The organism is Sorangium sp. KYC3313, from assembly GCF_052075895.1.
Lineage (GTDB): Bacteria > Myxococcota_A > Polyangia > Polyangiales > Polyangiaceae > Sorangium > Sorangium cellulosum_B.
Map to the genome: position 1 here is coordinate 9,810,477 of NZ_CP197255.1, position 16,183 is coordinate 9,826,659.

9 protein-coding genes are annotated in these 16,183 nt (G+C 71.7%); 6 read left to right on the forward strand and 3 right to left on the reverse strand.

All coding sequences use genetic code 11. The features are described 5' to 3' along the window. Positions 1 to 227 precede the first annotated feature (227 nt). Together ACSRUE_RS37160 and galK are read left to right on the forward strand one after the other, a co-directional pair. Positions 228 to 3,152, forward strand: coding sequence for an nSTAND1 domain-containing NTPase (locus ACSRUE_RS37160; RefSeq protein ID WP_441287706.1), 2,925 nt, complete (start codon positions 228 to 230; stop codon positions 3,150 to 3,152). Between the two features lie 411 nt (positions 3,153 to 3,563). After that, positions 3,564 to 4,676: a galactokinase gene (gene galK / locus ACSRUE_RS37165; RefSeq protein WP_441287707.1), complete on the forward strand. Its 1,113-nt coding sequence runs from the start codon at positions 3,564 to 3,566 to the stop codon at positions 4,674 to 4,676. 76 nt (positions 4,677 to 4,752) lie between these two features. Here galK and ACSRUE_RS37170 read toward each other — a convergent pair whose 3' ends face one another. After that, entirely contained in the window at positions 4,753 to 5,745 is a 993-nt protein-coding gene (locus ACSRUE_RS37170; RefSeq protein ID WP_441287708.1) for an NAD-dependent epimerase/dehydratase family protein, read from the reverse strand. A gap of 546 nt (positions 5,746 to 6,291) precedes the next feature. Here ACSRUE_RS37170 and ACSRUE_RS37175 point away from each other — a divergent pair. The 3 genes from ACSRUE_RS37175 (at position 6,292) to ACSRUE_RS37185 (ending at position 9,181) form a co-directional block, all read left to right on the forward strand. Then, entirely contained in the window at positions 6,292 to 6,477 is a 186-nt protein-coding gene (locus ACSRUE_RS37175) for a hypothetical protein (RefSeq protein WP_441287709.1), read from the forward strand. Between the two features lie 514 nt (positions 6,478 to 6,991). Beyond that, the gene (locus tag ACSRUE_RS37180; protein ID WP_441287710.1) at positions 6,992 to 7,756 is read left to right on the forward strand and encodes a dienelactone hydrolase family protein; all 765 of its coding nucleotides are present in this window, start codon (positions 6,992 to 6,994) and stop codon (positions 7,754 to 7,756) included. Between the two features lie 231 nt (positions 7,757 to 7,987). Next, the gene (locus tag ACSRUE_RS37185) at positions 7,988 to 9,181 is read left to right on the forward strand and encodes a vWA domain-containing protein (protein WP_441287711.1); all 1,194 of its coding nucleotides are present in this window, start codon (positions 7,988 to 7,990) and stop codon (positions 9,179 to 9,181) included. Positions 9,182 to 9,313: 132 nt separating this feature from the next. Here the strand turns inward: ACSRUE_RS37185 and ACSRUE_RS37190 are convergent, their stop codons facing one another. After that, the gene (locus ACSRUE_RS37190) at positions 9,314 to 11,785 is read right to left on the reverse strand and encodes a DUF3656 domain-containing U32 family peptidase (RefSeq protein WP_441287712.1); all 2,472 of its coding nucleotides are present in this window, start codon (positions 11,783 to 11,785) and stop codon (positions 9,314 to 9,316) included. A gap of 371 nt (positions 11,786 to 12,156) precedes the next feature. Between ACSRUE_RS37190 and ACSRUE_RS37195 the strand changes: the two genes are divergently transcribed. Further along, a complete protein-coding gene (locus ACSRUE_RS37195; RefSeq protein ID WP_441287713.1) occupies positions 12,157 to 14,916 on the forward strand; it encodes an MXAN_6577-like cysteine-rich protein in 2,760 nt (919 codons plus the stop codon). 105 nt (positions 14,917 to 15,021) lie between these two features. Here the strand turns inward: ACSRUE_RS37195 and ACSRUE_RS37200 are convergent, their stop codons facing one another. Continuing rightward, positions 15,022 to 15,996 carry a CheR family methyltransferase gene (locus ACSRUE_RS37200; protein WP_441287714.1) on the reverse strand — a complete coding sequence of 325 codons (975 nt, stop codon included), beginning with the start codon at positions 15,994 to 15,996 and terminating at the stop codon, positions 15,022 to 15,024. Between the last annotated feature and the right edge of the window lie 187 nt (positions 15,997 to 16,183).

The following is a 16,183-nucleotide window of genomic DNA, read 5'->3' on the forward strand; positions in this document are numbered from 1 at the left end:
AGGCGCGCCCGAGCCGTCAGGGTCGCGGACGCACCCCACCACGGCGAGCTCACGTCAGGCAGCGCGCGCAATCCCGGATCGCGTTCCGCTCGACGATGAACGGCGGACATACGCAGAGCGATGTCCCACATCATCGGACCAAAATGCTCCCGTTCGTTCATTTCGCAGCATTGAATGCGCGGCGCAGGCGTCGAGTAGACGCACCGCATTGCATTGAAGGAGGGGAGATGTCCAGCACGACAGCCACCGAGGAGCCGCTCCGTCGATTTTCTGCGCGCTCGAGCACGCTCACGGCAGGTCCGGCGAAGAGCGACCGCTTGCGCGAGGACGTGGCCCGAGCGAACACGGTGCTCGCCACCGCATCCCCCTCCAGAGCCCCCCTGCCGCACAGGGCGATGGTCAAGGCCGGCGGCGTGGGCGCGGCCGCTCGCACGCTGGATGACCACGCGACAACCGCGGCGGCCGCCCCGTCGCCCTCGCAGCGATCGCAGGCGAGGCCGCCGCTTTCGGCGGGCACCCGCATCGGCCATTACGAGCTCCTGCGCGAGCTCGGCCGGGGCGGAATGGGCGTGGTGTTCCTCGCGCGCGACACGCGGCTCGCCCGCCTCGTCGCGATCAAGCTCCTCACCCGCCTGAGCAGCCCCGGGGTCCAGCGCTTCCTGGTCGAGGCGCAGGCCACCGCGCGCTGCAAGCACGAGCACATCGTGACGATCCACGAGGTGGACGAGCACGACGGTTACCCGTACATGGTGCTCGAGTTCATCGACGGCCAGAGCCTCCGCGGCTGGATGGAGCGGCGCAGGCCCGCGGAGGCAGGCGTGGAGGTGTCGACTGCGCCGCTGCCGCCCGGCCTGGCAGTCGACATGATGGCCCCCGTCGTGCGCGCGCTCGCGAGCGCGCACGCGTCCGGCATCGTCCATCGCGACCTCAAGCCCGAGAACATCATGCTGGACGCGTCGGGCGCGATCAAGGTGGTCGATTTCGGCATCGCCAAGCTGCGCGACGAAGAGGCGAGCCTCGCAGCCGATGTCCCTTCCGCCGGGGACATGCACCTCACCGCCGACGGAGGGATCATCGGCACGCTGGCGTACATGTCCCCCGAGCAGTGGTGGGGAACGGAGATCGACGCGTCCAGCGATATCTGGGCGGTGGGCATCATGCTGCACGAGCTCGTGCTCGGCACGCACCCGCTCGCGCCGTACAGCAGGGCGGCTCTCCTCAGAGTGCCGGTCCTCGACGAGCCGCTCCCCGAGGTCAGCGCGCGCCACCCGGAGGTCGGCGTGCTCGGCGCGATCATCGATCGCTGCCTGCGCAAGCGAAGAGCCGAGCGGTACGCCTCCGCCGAGGAGCTCCTGGCGGAGCTCTTGCCCCTCCTGCCCGGGCGCCGGGAGCTCCACCTCGGCGCTTACGAGAACCCGTTCGCCGGCCTCTCCTCCTTCCAGGAGGCCGACGCCGACCGCTTCTTCGGCCGCGCGCAGGATGTCGCGGGTATGGTCGCGCGCCTCCGGAGCCAGCCGCTGCTCGCGATCGCTGGCGCGTCGGGCGTGGGGAAGTCGTCGCTCGTGCGGGCCGGGGTGATCCCGGCGCTCAAGCGATCCGGCGAGGGCTGGGAGGCGCTCATCGTGCGGCCGGGGCGCGAGCCGATGGCGGCGCTCGCGGAGCTCTTCACCAACCCGGGCGTGCCCCTGAGCACCGAGCTCCAGGCGCTCGCCCCGGATGGCGCCGCGGCGGCGCGGGCGGCGCTGGTCCCGCGGCTGCGCGCCGAGCCGGGCCTGCTCGGCGCCGCGCTCCGCGGGTGGGCGGTCCGCGCGCAGAAGCGCCTCGTGGTGTTTCTCGATCAATTCGAGGAGCTGTTCACGCTCGGCGCCCCTGCCGACGAGCGCGCGGCGTTCCTCGCGTGCCTCGAGGGCATCGCCGACGACGCGTCGTCGCCGCTGCGGCTCGTCCTGTCGGTGCGGTCGGATTTCATCGAGCGGCTGGCCGGGCACGAGCGCTTCATGGCGGCGATGCTCCGCGGCCTCGTGTTCCTCCGGCCGATGGTGCGCGAGGACCTGCGCGAGGCGCTGGTAAGGCCGATCGAGGCGGCGCGGCACGAGATCGAGGATCCGGCGATGGTCGAGGGTATCCTCGACGCGCTGGAGAGGACGCACGGCGCGCTGCCGCTGCTCCAGTTCACGGCAGCCAGGCTGTGGGAGATGCGCGATCGCAAGCGCCGGCTGCTCACGCGGGCGAGCTACGAGGCGCTCGGCGGCGTGGCGGGCGCGCTGGCCAGCCACGCCGACACGTTGTTGGCCGGGATGAGCTGGCGCCAGGCGAAGCTGGCGCGAGCGGTCCTGAAGCGCCTGGTGACGCCCGAGCGGACGTGCGCCGTCGCCAGCCTGAGCGAGCTCTGCGAGCTGCCCGGGGATCCAGGCGCGATCGAGCGGGTGGTGGGCCTGCTCGCCGACGGGCGGCTCCTGGCGATCGAGAGGGGGAGCGACCGCGCGGGCAGCACGGTGGAGATGGTGCACGAGTCGCTGATCGAGCGGTGGCCGACGCTCAAGCGCTGGCTCGACGAGAGCCAGGAGGACGCGGTGTTCCTGGAGCGGTTGCGCGCGGCCGCGAGGCTGTGGGATTCGAGCGACCGGGCCGTGGACATGCTCTGGCGCGGCGAGATGGCCGAGGAGGCGCGCGGCCTTCGCAAGCGCTACCGGGGGGAGCTGCCGGAGCGAGAACGGCTCTTCCTGGAGGAGGTGCTCCGGCTGGCCGATCACAGGCGGCGTCGGCGGCGCCGGCTCATCACCGGGGTCATCGCAGCCCTGTCGCTGCTGGTGGTCTCGGGGATGGGCCTCGTGAAGGTGACCCGCGAGAACTTGGCGATCATGGTGCAGCACGAGCAATCGTGGCTGAAGGCCGCGAGCGAGGCCTGGGCGAGGAGCGTGGCGGAGAAGGCGCTGCGGGACAGCGAGGAGCAGCGCAGGTTGGCCGAGCGGAAGCTCCGCGACACCGAGGAGGCTAAGGAGCAGGCCGAGACCAAGCTGGAGCTCGCCCGCATAGAGGCCGACAAGGCGCGGGAGAAAGAGGCCAAGGCGAAGAAGCGGGTGGAGGACGTGCGGCAGAGCAAAATGCCAAAGCAGAATGGGTTGGTCCGCGACGATCTGAGAGACCGATAGAGCGCCCCGGGCACGTCGTGCCGGCGTGCCGCAGATCGCGCCCCGAGCTCGCCACCGCCGCCCCACGCACGTTGTAGAGCGTCAGCCAATGCCCCGTCGATCCGGGGCAGGTGCCGCGGTCGGCGGCTTGGGGATGTCGGCGTCAGTCCGCTTGACTATCAATTCCGTCTCCTCCTCCACGGGCGCATGTTTCCTCATTCAGAGGATGGGGTCGGCCTGGAAGCATGTGACTCGCTCGCTGCCCCCTTCGGCATACCAGGACATCAAGAACCACCGCGACGTCATCAACGAGCACCGGCCGTTCGACGTCGTCATCAAGGACGGCGACACCCGGCGCAGATCCCGCAGTTGTGGCTTGACGCCCTCGAAACATTTGGGTTTCCTGCGCCCCGTGAACATGGGTGCGCCGCGATGACGGTGAAGGGCAATGGCTTCGAGGTCGTCTTCGGCCGTCCGGCGAAGGTCCTGGCCGAGGCGCCGGGGCGCGTGAACCTGATCGGCGAACACACCGATTACAGCGGCGGCTACGTGCTGCCGACGGCGATCCCGCAGAAGACGCGCGTCGAGATCGCGCCCCGGGAAGACAGGCTCATCCAGGTCATGACGGCGAACGTGCGCGGCGGCGCCCAGCTCTCGTTCCGCGCCGGCGAGGAGGCGCGCCGCGGACTGTGGCTCGACTACGTGCAGGGCATCACCGCGGTCCTCCGCAGCCGGGGCGCGTCGATCCCCGGCTTCGACGCGAGGATCGCGTCGACAGTACCGCTCGGAAGCGGCCTGTCGTCGAGCGCCTCGCTGCTCGTGGCGCTCGCCCGCGCCCTGCGGTCGATGCTCGGCCTGTCCATCGACGACGTGGAGATCGCCCGGATCGCGCACGCCGCGGAGCACGACTTCGTGGGCGCGCCGGTCGGGACGATGGATCAGATGGCCGCGAGCCTCGCCGACGAGAGCACGGCGCTCTTCATCGACACGAGGACGCTCGCGTTCGAGCGCATCCCGCTGCCCCCGGAGGCCGAGCTGCTCGTGATCGACTCCGGGGTGGCTCACCAGCACGCGAGCGGCGACTACAAGACGCGGCGCGCGGAGTGCGAGCGCGCGGCCGCGGCGCTCGGCGTCCCGGAGCTCCGGGACGTCGACGCGAGCGTGGAGCCGCGCATCGCGTCGCTGCCGGCGCCGCTCGACCGGCGCGCGCGCCACGTCGTGACCGAGAACGCCCGGGTGCTCGCCGCCGTGGCGGCGCTCCGCGCCGGGGATCTGGGGCGCCTCGGCGAGCTCTTCGACGCGTCCCACCGGTCGATGCGCGACGATTTCGAGGTGTCCGTGCCGGCGGTCGACGCTCTGGTGGAGAGCGCGCGGGCGCAGCCGGACGTCTTCGGCGCCCGGCTGACCGGCGGCGGCTTCGGCGGCGCGATCGTGGCCCTGGTGAAGCGCGGGCGCGCGGCGAGCGTGGGGCAGGCCGTCGTGGAGGCCTACGCGCGCACGCCGGGCCGCCGGGCGACGGTGCTTGTAGGCGGGCCCGTCCCCTAGCAGCGAAGCTCGGCGTCGGCGTGATCGCCAGGCTCGTCCACCACGGGAAGGGGCCGCCGCGGGGCGGCAGGGCCCATCAACCGGGGTACCACGTGACGCGCGGGTCATCGGGCGCGCGCACGTAGTCGAAGGCGGCGTCCGTGAGCCGCGCCAGGTCGTACTGCGGCCGCCAGCCGAGCAGAAACTTCGCCTTCGCGTTGTCCAGCCAAGTCGAATGGAACGGCGTCTTCACCCTCACGCTCGGCAGGCCCCGCGTCGCCTCCAGGTAACGCGCCAGCTCCCCGTAGTCCACCGGCTCGTCCATGCAGATGTTGAAGGTCTGCTGGCGAGCCTTCTCATGATTGATGGCCTTCTGGATCGCGGCGACCAGATCCTCCACATGCACGAAGTTACGCTTCACCGGCTCGCCGCGGCGGTCGAGCATCACCGGCACGGCGCCCGAGCGGACGTACCCCTCTGCCGCCTCGGTACCGACAAGATCGCGCCACCTCGGCCCTCCGAACACGTCGTCACCGAAGGATAGCTGCGCCTTGAAGTCGTCTTTCTCCATGATCCACGGCGCGCGCAGGCAGCATCCGTTGAGCTCATATTGAATGTAATACTGCTCGAGCATGACCTCCTCGAGCACCTTGGACAGCGCGTAACAGCCCGGGTAGGCGCTGTGCCGCTGCGCCTCCGTGACGGGGACGGGGTGCGGATAAAAGAAGTGGCCCATCCCGGCGTCGCCCCCGACCAGGATGAATTGCTCGAACGCAGGGCTGACGCGGCAGGCCTCCAGCAGCCAGAACATGCCTTTGACGGCCACGTCCATGATGCTCTCCGGGGTCTCCTTGCTGGTCGCCAGGTGCAGCACGTGGCTCACCCCCTCGGTCGCCTCGTTGACGACGGCCCTGTCCTCGATGGCCCCACGCAGCACCTCCACGCGCTCCGACCGCTCCAGCATGCGGTTATGGCACAGGGCACGGACCTTCCACCCCTCGAACGCGGGGTTCGACAGGAACCTGCGGATGAACGTCTGACCGACCTTGCCCGCCGCCCCGGTGACCAGAATTCGCTTGGCCTCGATCATTCTCTCGCTCCTCACTCTCCAGCATCATCGATGACGACCGTACTCCCCCCCTTGCTGCGTGGGCCGAGCGGATCAGGACCTGCTGCATGACGATGAAGACGAGCAGCAGCAGCCCGATGCGGATGTGGTGCCAGGGCGACTGCAGCCGTCCATCCAGGTTGATCACCGCCTGCACCACGCCCGTGATCATCACGCACCATCACGGTGCCAGCGACGACCGAGCGAACGGAGTTGGTGCAAAAATCAATCAGACGGCGAATGCCTCGGTACGCATGGCGATCCGAGCAAGGCGCAACAACAAGGATACCCTCGGCGAGAATGTGAACGATCACATGGGCACCGTCAATTCCAATCGACCGGCCCGTAAGGTTCCCGAGCCCGAGGGAGCACGCGGCTGGCGGGGCTCCTCCGGAGCGCCGCGGCAAGGGGGGCGGGCGCTTTCTCCGGCGTCTACCGCGGGCCGGAGCCGTCCGAGATCCTCCGCACCGGCGGCGATCCACCGGACGGCGCGTGCCAGCTCGCGTCCGGCGGCGAGGTGCTCGTGGTTTGATCCGGCCGCCGCTCGTCGCCCCCCTGGTGGAGCGCATGGCGGGCGGGGAGCAGCGCGCCGTCCCGCCCTCGGCGTCGGTCGTCGCGCTGAGAGCCGGCAAGGCGGGCGCCGTGAACCGCCGCGCGATCGATGGCGCGCTCGGACACCCCGGAGCCGCCGCGATCGATGCCAGCGCCGGATAGGCCAGCAACGTACCAGCGGAGGATGCCGCGTCCGGACGGCATTTTCGCCGTCGCGACGCCGCGACGTTGCTGCCCGGAAAGCAGCAGATCAACAACGCAGCTGCTCAAGGCACAGGACGGTCATGGAGTGACCGGTCGCCTGCGCCGAGCGCGGGTCGCTGGATACCGAGCCCGTGGCGAGGTGGCGCCGTCGCCGCCAGCACGAGGCAAGTGTGCTTGCCAAGACGAGAGGACGAGAGTAAGAGTCGACTGCATGACGAGCCCTTCGACCTCGCAGGCGCGCTTCGTCGCACGCTGGGAGCCTGGCGAGCTCGATTGCGGCTCCGGACGCGACAGGGACGCTCTGCTCCGAGAGGGCCGCACCCGCTGACGCGCATCAATCCTCCAAGCGTGCGACCCCTGCGCCGCTCGACACCCTCGCCGATGCTTCACAGCCCACCGCGGCGCGCTGAGCGCGGCCGGGGCGTCCCTCCGATGATCCATCCACACGTCCAACGCTGAGCAAGAGGAACAGATGTCACGAGCTACAGTCACGTTGAAGACCCGGGATGGCCAGACCGACGCGTCCGTCTTCCGCCCCGACTCTGGCAAAGGTCCCTGGTCCGCGGTGCTTGTGTACCAGGACGGCCTCGGCATACGGCCCGCTCTCTTCGAGCTGGGGGAGCGCATCGCGCAGGGCGGCTATCTCGTCCTGTTGCCAGACCTCTTTTACCGCGGCGGCCCTTACCAGGCGCCGGACGCCGAGACATTCAGCGGAGATCCGGAGTTCCGCAAGCAGTGGTATGAGAAGTACATCGCCACGGCCACCAAGGCCAACGTGCGCTCGGACACGGAGGCGTTCCTCGCCTTCCTGGCAGCCGAGCCCGATGTCCGCTCCCTGTCGATCGGCACGACTGGCTATTGCATGGGAGGTGGGTTGTCGCTGGCCGCGGCCGGCTATTTTCCGGACCGCGTGATCGCGGCGGCGTCTTACCACGGCGGCAAGCTGGCGACCGATGATCCAGACAGCCCGCACCTCCTGGCGCCGCGGATCCGCGCGCGCGTGTACGTGGCGGGCGCGGTCGAGGACGCATCGTTCCCCGACCAGCAGAAACAGCGCTTGATCGACGCCCTCCAGCAGGCGGGCGTGCAGCACGCGGTCGAGACGTATGAAGGCGCGAAGCACGGCTGGGTCCCCTCCGATTCAGCGGTGTACAACCAGGCCGCCTCCGAGCGCCACTACCAGACATTGCTCGCGCTGTTCGACGCGACGCTCAAGTCGGCACCTCCGAAGAACTGAAGGCTGAACCCCGAAGGTCGACGACGAGCGTGGCGTTCTCCAGGCGATCCCAGGACGCGCGCCTGCTGCTCCTCGGCACGCTCCGGCGCGACCTGGCACAGAACGCACCCCGTTCAGTCACATAAGTACATGAAATCGCTCAACTATAGCCCGGCACGCGACGTGCATTGCGGCGTCCCCGGCCGCGTCCGACGTCGGCACGCGACGACCCTGGCGGCCAAGGAGATCCCGATGCACACCCGTTTCCGCTTCGCTTTCATGGTGGGAGGCCTCCTCGCGCTGGGAGCGTGCTCGGGCGGCTCGAGCTCAGCAGAGGGCGGCGACGGGGAGATCCCGGGGAGGGGCGCCGGCGCTGACTCCGGCGCTGTCCCCGATGGGAGCTTCGGCTCAGGCCCTGCGGTCGGCTCAGCCGCTTCGGGAGGTGTGTCGGATGGAAGCGATCCTTCGACCGAAGGCTCCCCCGGCGGCAGCCTGGGCACAGGAGGCGGCGGAGGCGCTGGCGGCGGAGGCGCTGGCGGCGGAGCCAGCATCGATCCTGGCACGCTCACCGCGGGCGTCTGGGACGACAATCGCAACTTCGACTTCTTCCTGTCGTACCGGAGCACGCTCTATTCGCAGCCGCTCCCGGGCGTCTTGCCCTTCACCGAGGCCGATCACCAGGCCTCGCACAGCCTCTTCGCGGCGCCTCAAGGGAAAAAGGAGACGCTCGACGTCTCGCTCGTCATCGACACGACCGGCAGCATGAGCGACGAGATCACGTATCTCCAGACGGAGTTCATCGCGCTCTCCGACTCCATCTTCGCCAAGTACCCGAACGCCCAGCAGCGCTGGTCGCTCGTCCTGTACAAGGACATCGAGGACGACTACATCGTCCGGTGGTTCGACTTCCGCTCCGATCCCGACGAGTTCCAGGAGAAGCTCGCCGCGCAGGCAGCCGGCGGCGGCGGCGACTTCCCGGAGGCGCCGGACATGGCGCTCTCCAAGGCGGCCGACCTCTCCTGGCGCACGGGCGGCGACACCGCGCGCCTCGCCTTCTGGGTCGCGGACGCGCCCCACCACGAGGAGAACGCCGCGGCGATGGCGAGCGGGATACGAGCCCTGAAGGATCTCGGGGTGGCTGTCTATCCCGTGGCGTCGAGCGGCGTGGATGAGCTCACCGAGCTCAGCATGCGCTCTGCCGCGCAGGTCACGGGCGGCCGATACCTCTTCCTGACGGACGACTCCGGGGTTGGCGGGGCGCACAAGGAGCCGACGATCCCCTGCTATTTCGTCACCAAGCTCGATCGCGCGATCCTGCGCATGGTCGACGTCGCGCTCTCCGGCGTCTACCGCGAGCCGGAGCCGTCCGAGATCCTCCGCACCGGCGGTGATCCCCAGGACGGCGCGTGCCAGCTCGCGTCAGGCGGCGAGGTGCTCGTGTTCTGAACGGACCGCCGCTCGTCCACGCATGACACTCCGGTCATGGCCGCTGACCACCGTGCAGGGCCTGCCGTCCCGGAGGTTGGGTGTCCTTCTCCCTCGAGCGATGATCGGATCGACGGCCCCTGGCCGCTCCTCTCACGCCTGCAGCACGCGCAGCGACCCCCGCACCACCCCGTAGCTCCCCTCGGCCCGCAGCCCGCGCGCGACCTCGGCCGGCGCCACCTCCCCAGCGAGCAGCCGCCGGTACGCCTCCACCACCCGCCGCGCCCCCTCGGCGTCCTCCCGCACCAGCTCGATCCGGAACCGCCGCACACCGCAGCTCGCGAGCCTCGGCACGAGGTGCGCCGCGCTCTGGGGCGCCGCGTGGAACACCGTGTTCCGACACCCCACGTCCGCCTCGAGCGGGTGATCCATGCCCGCCCGGTCCCGCAGCGACAGCGCGTGCTGATCGCACGGGCGGCCGCAGGTGCGGTGATCCTTGCCCTCGGACAGCGTCGCCGCGATCACGCAGTGCTCCATGTGGAAGAGCGGCATCGGGTGGTGCACCACCACCTCGGCGAACGGCCCGAACGGCGAGTCCAGCAGCGACTCGAGCTGGGCGGCGTCGAGGTCGAACGACGGCGTGAACGCGGCGAGCCCCCGCGAGAGCACCTCGCGCGCGGCCAGCTTGTTCGTGACGTTCAGCGAGAAATCGCCGATCCGGGGCACGCCCGGCGTCTCGTCGAGCAGCGCGCCGAGGCTGCGGACCAGGATCGCGGACGGCCCGAGCGAGAGCAGGTACCGATCGATCTTCTCCTCGCCCGGCTTGCGGATGCGCGGCGGCGCCACCCCGACGGAGGCCCCGGCCGCCATCAGCTCGCGCGCCGCGGCGCCGAGGCCGACCATCTCCAGGAAATCGAGGTAGACGCCGCTCGCGCCGGCGTCGAGCGCCGCCCGCGCCTGCGCCACGTTGCGGCACAGCACGAAGAGGCCCGGCGCCGGCGGCGGCGCGTCCGGCGGAGCGACGCCGGCGACGAGCGCCTCGGCCGAGAGCGGCGCCGACGGATGGGGCCGGTGCGACGCCTCGATCAGCGCCGCGACGAGCGCCCGGCGGGCGCGGTTGAGCGCCGACGGCGGCACGAGCGCGGGCCCGTCGAGCGACAGCCCGACGCCGCGCAGGGCGAACGGCGTGTCGCCCAGCCGATCCAGCTGCTTGCGCAGCGTGGCCTCGTCGAGCGGCGATCGATCGGCGCGGCCGAGCGGGGCGTCGACCTCGACCGAGGCCGACGCCCCGCCCTCCGCCGCCGCCGAGAGCCGCGGGCGCTCGCCGAGGCGGCCCTCGAGGCGGACGTCGATCGCCACCCGGCGCGGGGCGCGGTCGAGGGCCTCGCGGACCGCGCGCGTGGCGACGGGGTCGCTCGTGCGGAAGACCCGGCGCCCGCGCAGCCCCCTCGCGCCGCTCAGCACGTCCTCCGGCAGCCGCCGGTCCGGGCCGAGCCAGACCTCGACGTCGCCCCCCGCCGGCGCGCGCTCGACCTCGCGGCCAGCGGCCCACAGGCCCCAGATGCGGCCGCCGATCTCGCCCTCGCCGGCGAACCCGCCCTCCACGAGGATCCCCTCGCCGCGCGCGAGCGGACGGGCGGCGCGGACGACCACGACCTCATGGCCGCGCCGGCGCGCGGCGCCGCGCGCCTCGCCGACCTCGATGCCGCGGTGATCGCAGGAGCGGCCGTCGACCAGGCGCTGGTGGTCGACGCCGCGCAGGAAGCCGGGGCCCGAGCCCCGCGAGAACGCCTGGAGCGCCGCCTCCCGGTCCGTGGCCCCGGGGCCCGCCCCCTCGCCCAGCGCCGCCTCGATCGCGGCGCGGTAGAGCCGCGCGGTGGCGCCGACGTACTCCGGGCCCTTGAGGCGCCCCTCGATCTTCACCGAGGCGACGCCCAGCGCGACGAGGTCGGGGATGACGTCGGTGGCGTCGAGGTCCTCCGGCGACAGGAGGTAGGCCGCGTCGCCGAGGTCGCGCAGCGCGCCGTCGACGACGAGGCGGTACGGCAGGCGGCAGGCCTGGGCGCAGGCGCCGCGGTTGGCGCTGCGGCCGCCGATCGCCTCGCTCGTCAGGCACTGCCCCGAGTAGGCGATGCAGAGCGCGCCGTGGACGAAGACCTCGAGCTCGACGTCGGTCGCCCGGCGGATGGCGGCGATGTCGTCGAGCGAGAGCTCCCGGGCGAGGATAACGCGCGCGGCGCCGAGCGATCGCGCGAGCTCGACGCCGGCCGCGTCGGTGCAGGTCATCTGCGTGGAGGCGTGGATCGGGAGCCCGGGCGCGAGCGCCCGCGCGAGGCGCATCACCCCGAGGTCCTGGACGATGACCGCGTCGACGCCGGCCGCGGCGCACGCCTCGATCGCGCCGCGGACCGCCGGGAGCTCGTCGTCGAACACCAGCGTGTTCAGGGTGACGTAGCCCTTCACGCCGTGGGCGTGGAGGAAGCGCACCGCCTCCTCGAGCTCCGCCGCGTCGAAGTTCGCGGCCCGCGCGCGGGCGTTGAAGGGCGACGCCGCGCCGCCGCCCGCGGCGCCCCCCCGGAGGCCGAAGTAGACGGCATCGGCCCCGCCGCGCACGGCGGCTTCCATCGCGGCGCGATCACCGGCGGGAGCGAGGACTTCAGGGCGCGCGGGCCGCGACATGCGGGCGGTTCTAGCAAGGGGTGGCGCGGTTGTCGCTCTCTACCTGGCGCGGGCCAGCCCTCCCGAAGAGCCTGCCGGACGGCGCGCCTTGACCTCGCTTCACGACGTGAGGCACGATCGTGAAGCGGCCCACCCGGCCGAGGTGCCGTCGGGTCGCCGGCCGGCGCAGCGAGGCCTCGATGGCAGGGTCGGATGAGCGGAGCGGCCACGTCAGCCATTAACGACCAGCGCGGAGCCCGGGAGCCGAACGTCGGAGAGGCGCTCGCGTCCTCCGCCGGCACGCGCGCGTCGACGGCGCGTGCCGCAGGGGGATGTCGATGAACAGACACGGATTTCGCTTCGGGCGCGCGCTCTCGATGGCCGCGCTCTGGCTGCCTGCCGCGCTCCTCTCGGCAGCGTCCGCGTGCGGCGGCGACGACGACGCCCCGGCGCCGCGCTGCGAGGCCCCCTACTCGGTCTGCGGCGGGGCCTGCGTGGCGCTGCACGCCGATCCGGAGCACTGCGGGGCGTGCGGCCAGCAATGTGCGGCCGGGGAGGCGTGCGTGAAGGGCGCCTGCGAGCCGCTGGGGACCGGCGGCGAGGGCGGCGACGGCGGCGGCGGGGGTGACGGCGGCGACGGCGGCGGGCCATCGGAGTGCCGCGAGGGCCGCTACGTGAAGCGCTGCGGCGACGCGTGCGTCGACACGCGCACCGACCCGGACCATTGCGGCAAGTGCGGCGCGCCGTGCCCGCCGGGCCGCGCGTGCGCCGGATCCGTCTGCCGGCAGACCTGCCTCCCGGGCCTCACCGACTGCGCCGGCAGCTGCGTGGACCTCGCCGCAGATCCGCAGCACTGCGGCCGGTGCGATCGCGCCTGCGACCCCGGGCGCCCCTGCGAGGGCGGCACCTGCGCGTGCAGCGCGGAGCCGTCCCAGGACATCGGCTCCGCCGTCCCGCAGCGGGTGAGCGGCACGACGATCGGCGCCGACGACGGCCGCTGGCTGACCTGCTCGGGGCCCGGCGCGGCCGATCAGGCGTTCCTGTTCACGGCGCCCCACGCGGGGACGTACCTGTTCGACACCTTCGAGGCCTCGTACGACACGGCGCTCGGCGCGCTGCGGGCGGACACGTGCGAGGAGCTGGCCTGCAACGACAACGCGGGGAGCGTCCAGTCGCAGATCTCCGTCGATCTCGCCGAGGGCGAGCGCATCCTCGTGGTGGTGAGCGGCGCGCGCGGCGCGCAGGGCGACTTCACGCTCCGCGTGACCGAGCCCGGGCCGGTCCAGTGCGCGCCGACCGCCCTCGATCCCGTCGTCCCGCAGACGGTGACGGGCACGACCGTCTTGCGCGAGGACACGGTGTTCGCCAACTGCGACATCAGCGCGACCCCGGACGCCACGTACACGTTCACGGCCCCGTCGGACGGCACGTACGTGTTCAGCGCGCGCGCCCCGTCGGACCTGATCGTCGAGGTCCGCGAGGGCGGCACGTGCACGGGCCGCTCGCTCCACTGCCGCTACGGCACCGCCGAGTCGAACGCGTTCGCGACGCTCGAAGCCGGTGATACGGTGCTCGTCGCGGTGGCGGATCCGGCCGGCCCGCTGGCGAGCTTCACGCTGGAGATCGTCGAGGCCCCTCCGTGCCCGGGCGTCCAGATCGGCGCGACCCTGCCGCAGACGGTGACCGGGAACAACGAGCACCTCCGCAACCTGATCTCGGCCTGCGCGACCTTCTCGACCGGGGGCGAGGCGACCTACGGCTTCACCGCGCCGCGCGAGGGCCTCTACACGTTCGACGCGACCGGATCGAGCTTCCCCGTCCTCATGGAGGCGCGCAACGGCTCGTGCGGCGGCGACCTCATCGCGTGCGCCGACGGCCTGTTCGAGCCGGCGTTCATCACGCTCTCGCTCGCGGCCGGCGAGACCGTCATCCTCGTCGTGGACACCGCGGGCCCGACGGGCGACTACCGTCTCGTGGTCGACGAGGTGCCGTGCCCGTTGGTCGATCTCGGCTCGACGGTGCCGCAGACGGTCACGGGCACGACCGCGGATCTCGCCGATCACCTCGCGCCCGACTGCGCCTCTCGCGGGGCCCCCGAGGCGACGTATCGCTTCACCGCGCCGGCCGACGCGCTCTATATCTTCGACACGGAGGGCTCGGCGCTCGATACGGTCCTGGACGTGCTGAAGGGCTCGTGCTCCGGCCCCTCGCTCAGGTGCAATGACAACGTGGACCCCGCGGGGGTCGTCACCCACTCGCGGGCGAGCCTGTTCCTCTCCGCCGGCCAGACGGTGATCGTCTCCGTGGACAGCGCGTCGGCGAGCGGCGATTACACGCTCAACATCACCCAGCGGGAAGCGCCGCCGTGCCCTCTCTTCGCGCTCGGCGCGGTGGTCCCGCAGTCGGTCACGGGCAGCACCGAGGGCTATCCCGATCTCCTGGCGCCCTCCTGCGCCACGGTGCCCGGCGGCGAGGCGACGTACAGCTTCACCGCGCCTGCAGATGGCTTCTACCGCATGAACACCGTGGGTTCCACGATCGATACGGTCCTGTCGGTGCGCGACGGCGGGTGCGAAGGCGACGAGATGGCCTGCGTCAACGATAGCAGGGACTCGAGCAAGCTCGTGTGGCTCGACGCCGGCCAGACCGCCCTGATCAGCGTCGACAGCCACGGCGCGGAGGGCGACTACATGCTCAACGTGGACCTGTTCGACGGCACCGGCACGTGCGATAAGCCCATCGAGCTCACGCCCCTCGCCTCCCAGACCGCGACGGGGACGACCAAGGGGAGCCTCGCCGAGGTGGACGCGAGCTGCGGCGGCATCGAGGCGCCTGAGGTGGTCTATCTGTTCACCGCGCCGGAGGCGGGGACGTACACGATCGATACGGTCGGCTCCGACTATGACACCGTGCTCGCCGTCTTCGACGGGGACTGTTATGGCGAGGAGATCGCGTGCAGCGACGACGTGCTCGGGGAGGACCTGTCCCTGTTCACGTCGGAGGTCACGGTGTCGCTCGACGCAGGGCAGACCATCGTCATCGTGGTCGACGGCGCGTTCGAGGAATCCGGCGTTTACGAGCTCAACATCCACCCCTGACCGCGCGCCGCGCGCCGCCGCCGTCGAGCCGCGTCGCGCGTCCCCTCGAGAGAGGGAGGCTCCGCCGGACGAGCTGCTGATCGGGAGCAACGTCCCGCAGGAGCGCTACGGGCTCCGGCTTCCCTTGAGCCCCGCCGGCGGCTGGAGCCGGTAAACGGATGGGGCGATGCATCGCACGCGGGGGTCCGCCCCGTGGAGGCCCTCGGCGTGCCCGAGGAACAGGCACCCTCCGGGCGCGAGGCTGGCGATGAGCTTCGCCACGATCTCCGCCTTCGTCGCGGCGTCGAAGTAGATGAAGACGTTCCGGCAGAAGATCAGATCGAACAGGCCGAACCGCTCGGGCGCCGCGTCGAGCAGGTTGAAGCGCCGGAAGGTGACGATCTGGCGCAGCTCCGGCCCGGCCTTCATCAGGCCCGCGCTTGCGCCCGTCCCGCGGAGCATGTAGGCGCGCAGACGCTCGTCCGGGATCTCCGAGGCCCGCTCGATCGGCCACACCGCGCGTCGCGCCCGCTCGAGCGCACGGACGGACAGGTCCGTCGCCAGGACGCCGATCCCCGGAACGCCCGCCGGCGCGCCGCCTGCCCAGCGCGGCGCGCGATCAGCCCTCGCGCCGCCGTGATCGGGGGAGGACAGGCAGCCGAGCAGCGTCATCGCTATCGAGTAGGGCTCTTCCCCGGTGGAGCAGGCCGCGCTCCACGCGCGCAGCGGGCGGCGGACGCGCGCGCGGGGCGCTCCGCGATCCGGCGAGCCGTGGCCCGCGCTCTTCTCCCACGCCGGGAGGATCTCGCGCTCGAGGAGCTCGAACTGCTCGCGTTCCCGGAAGAAATGGGTCTCGTTGGTGCAGATGCAGTCGAGCATGTGCACGAGCTCGCCCTCGGCGCCCGCCGCGGTCACCCGGCGGTAGTACTCGCCGAAGCTGTGGAGGCCGAGCGCGCGGAGCCGGGGCCCGAGTCTGCAGAGCAGGAGCGGCTTCTTCTGCGGGCCCAGGGAGATGCCCGAGAGGCGCTTGACGAGCCTCTGGAACAGGACGAACTCGTCGTCGCTGAGGGTGCGTGTGCCGGGCTCGGCGACCGCGATCATGGCCTGTCCCCTTCCCCGGCCGGCGCGCCATCGAGCCGTTGATCCATGCGCATTTGCGTGCCGAAGGCCGTCGCGGGCTCGATCACAGATTCACCACCCCCCTGACAACATCACCTTACCACGGGAGTCTGTGGCAGCTCCATGCGGAACCGCGCAGCACGACCACGTTCGCTCCCTTGTCCACTGT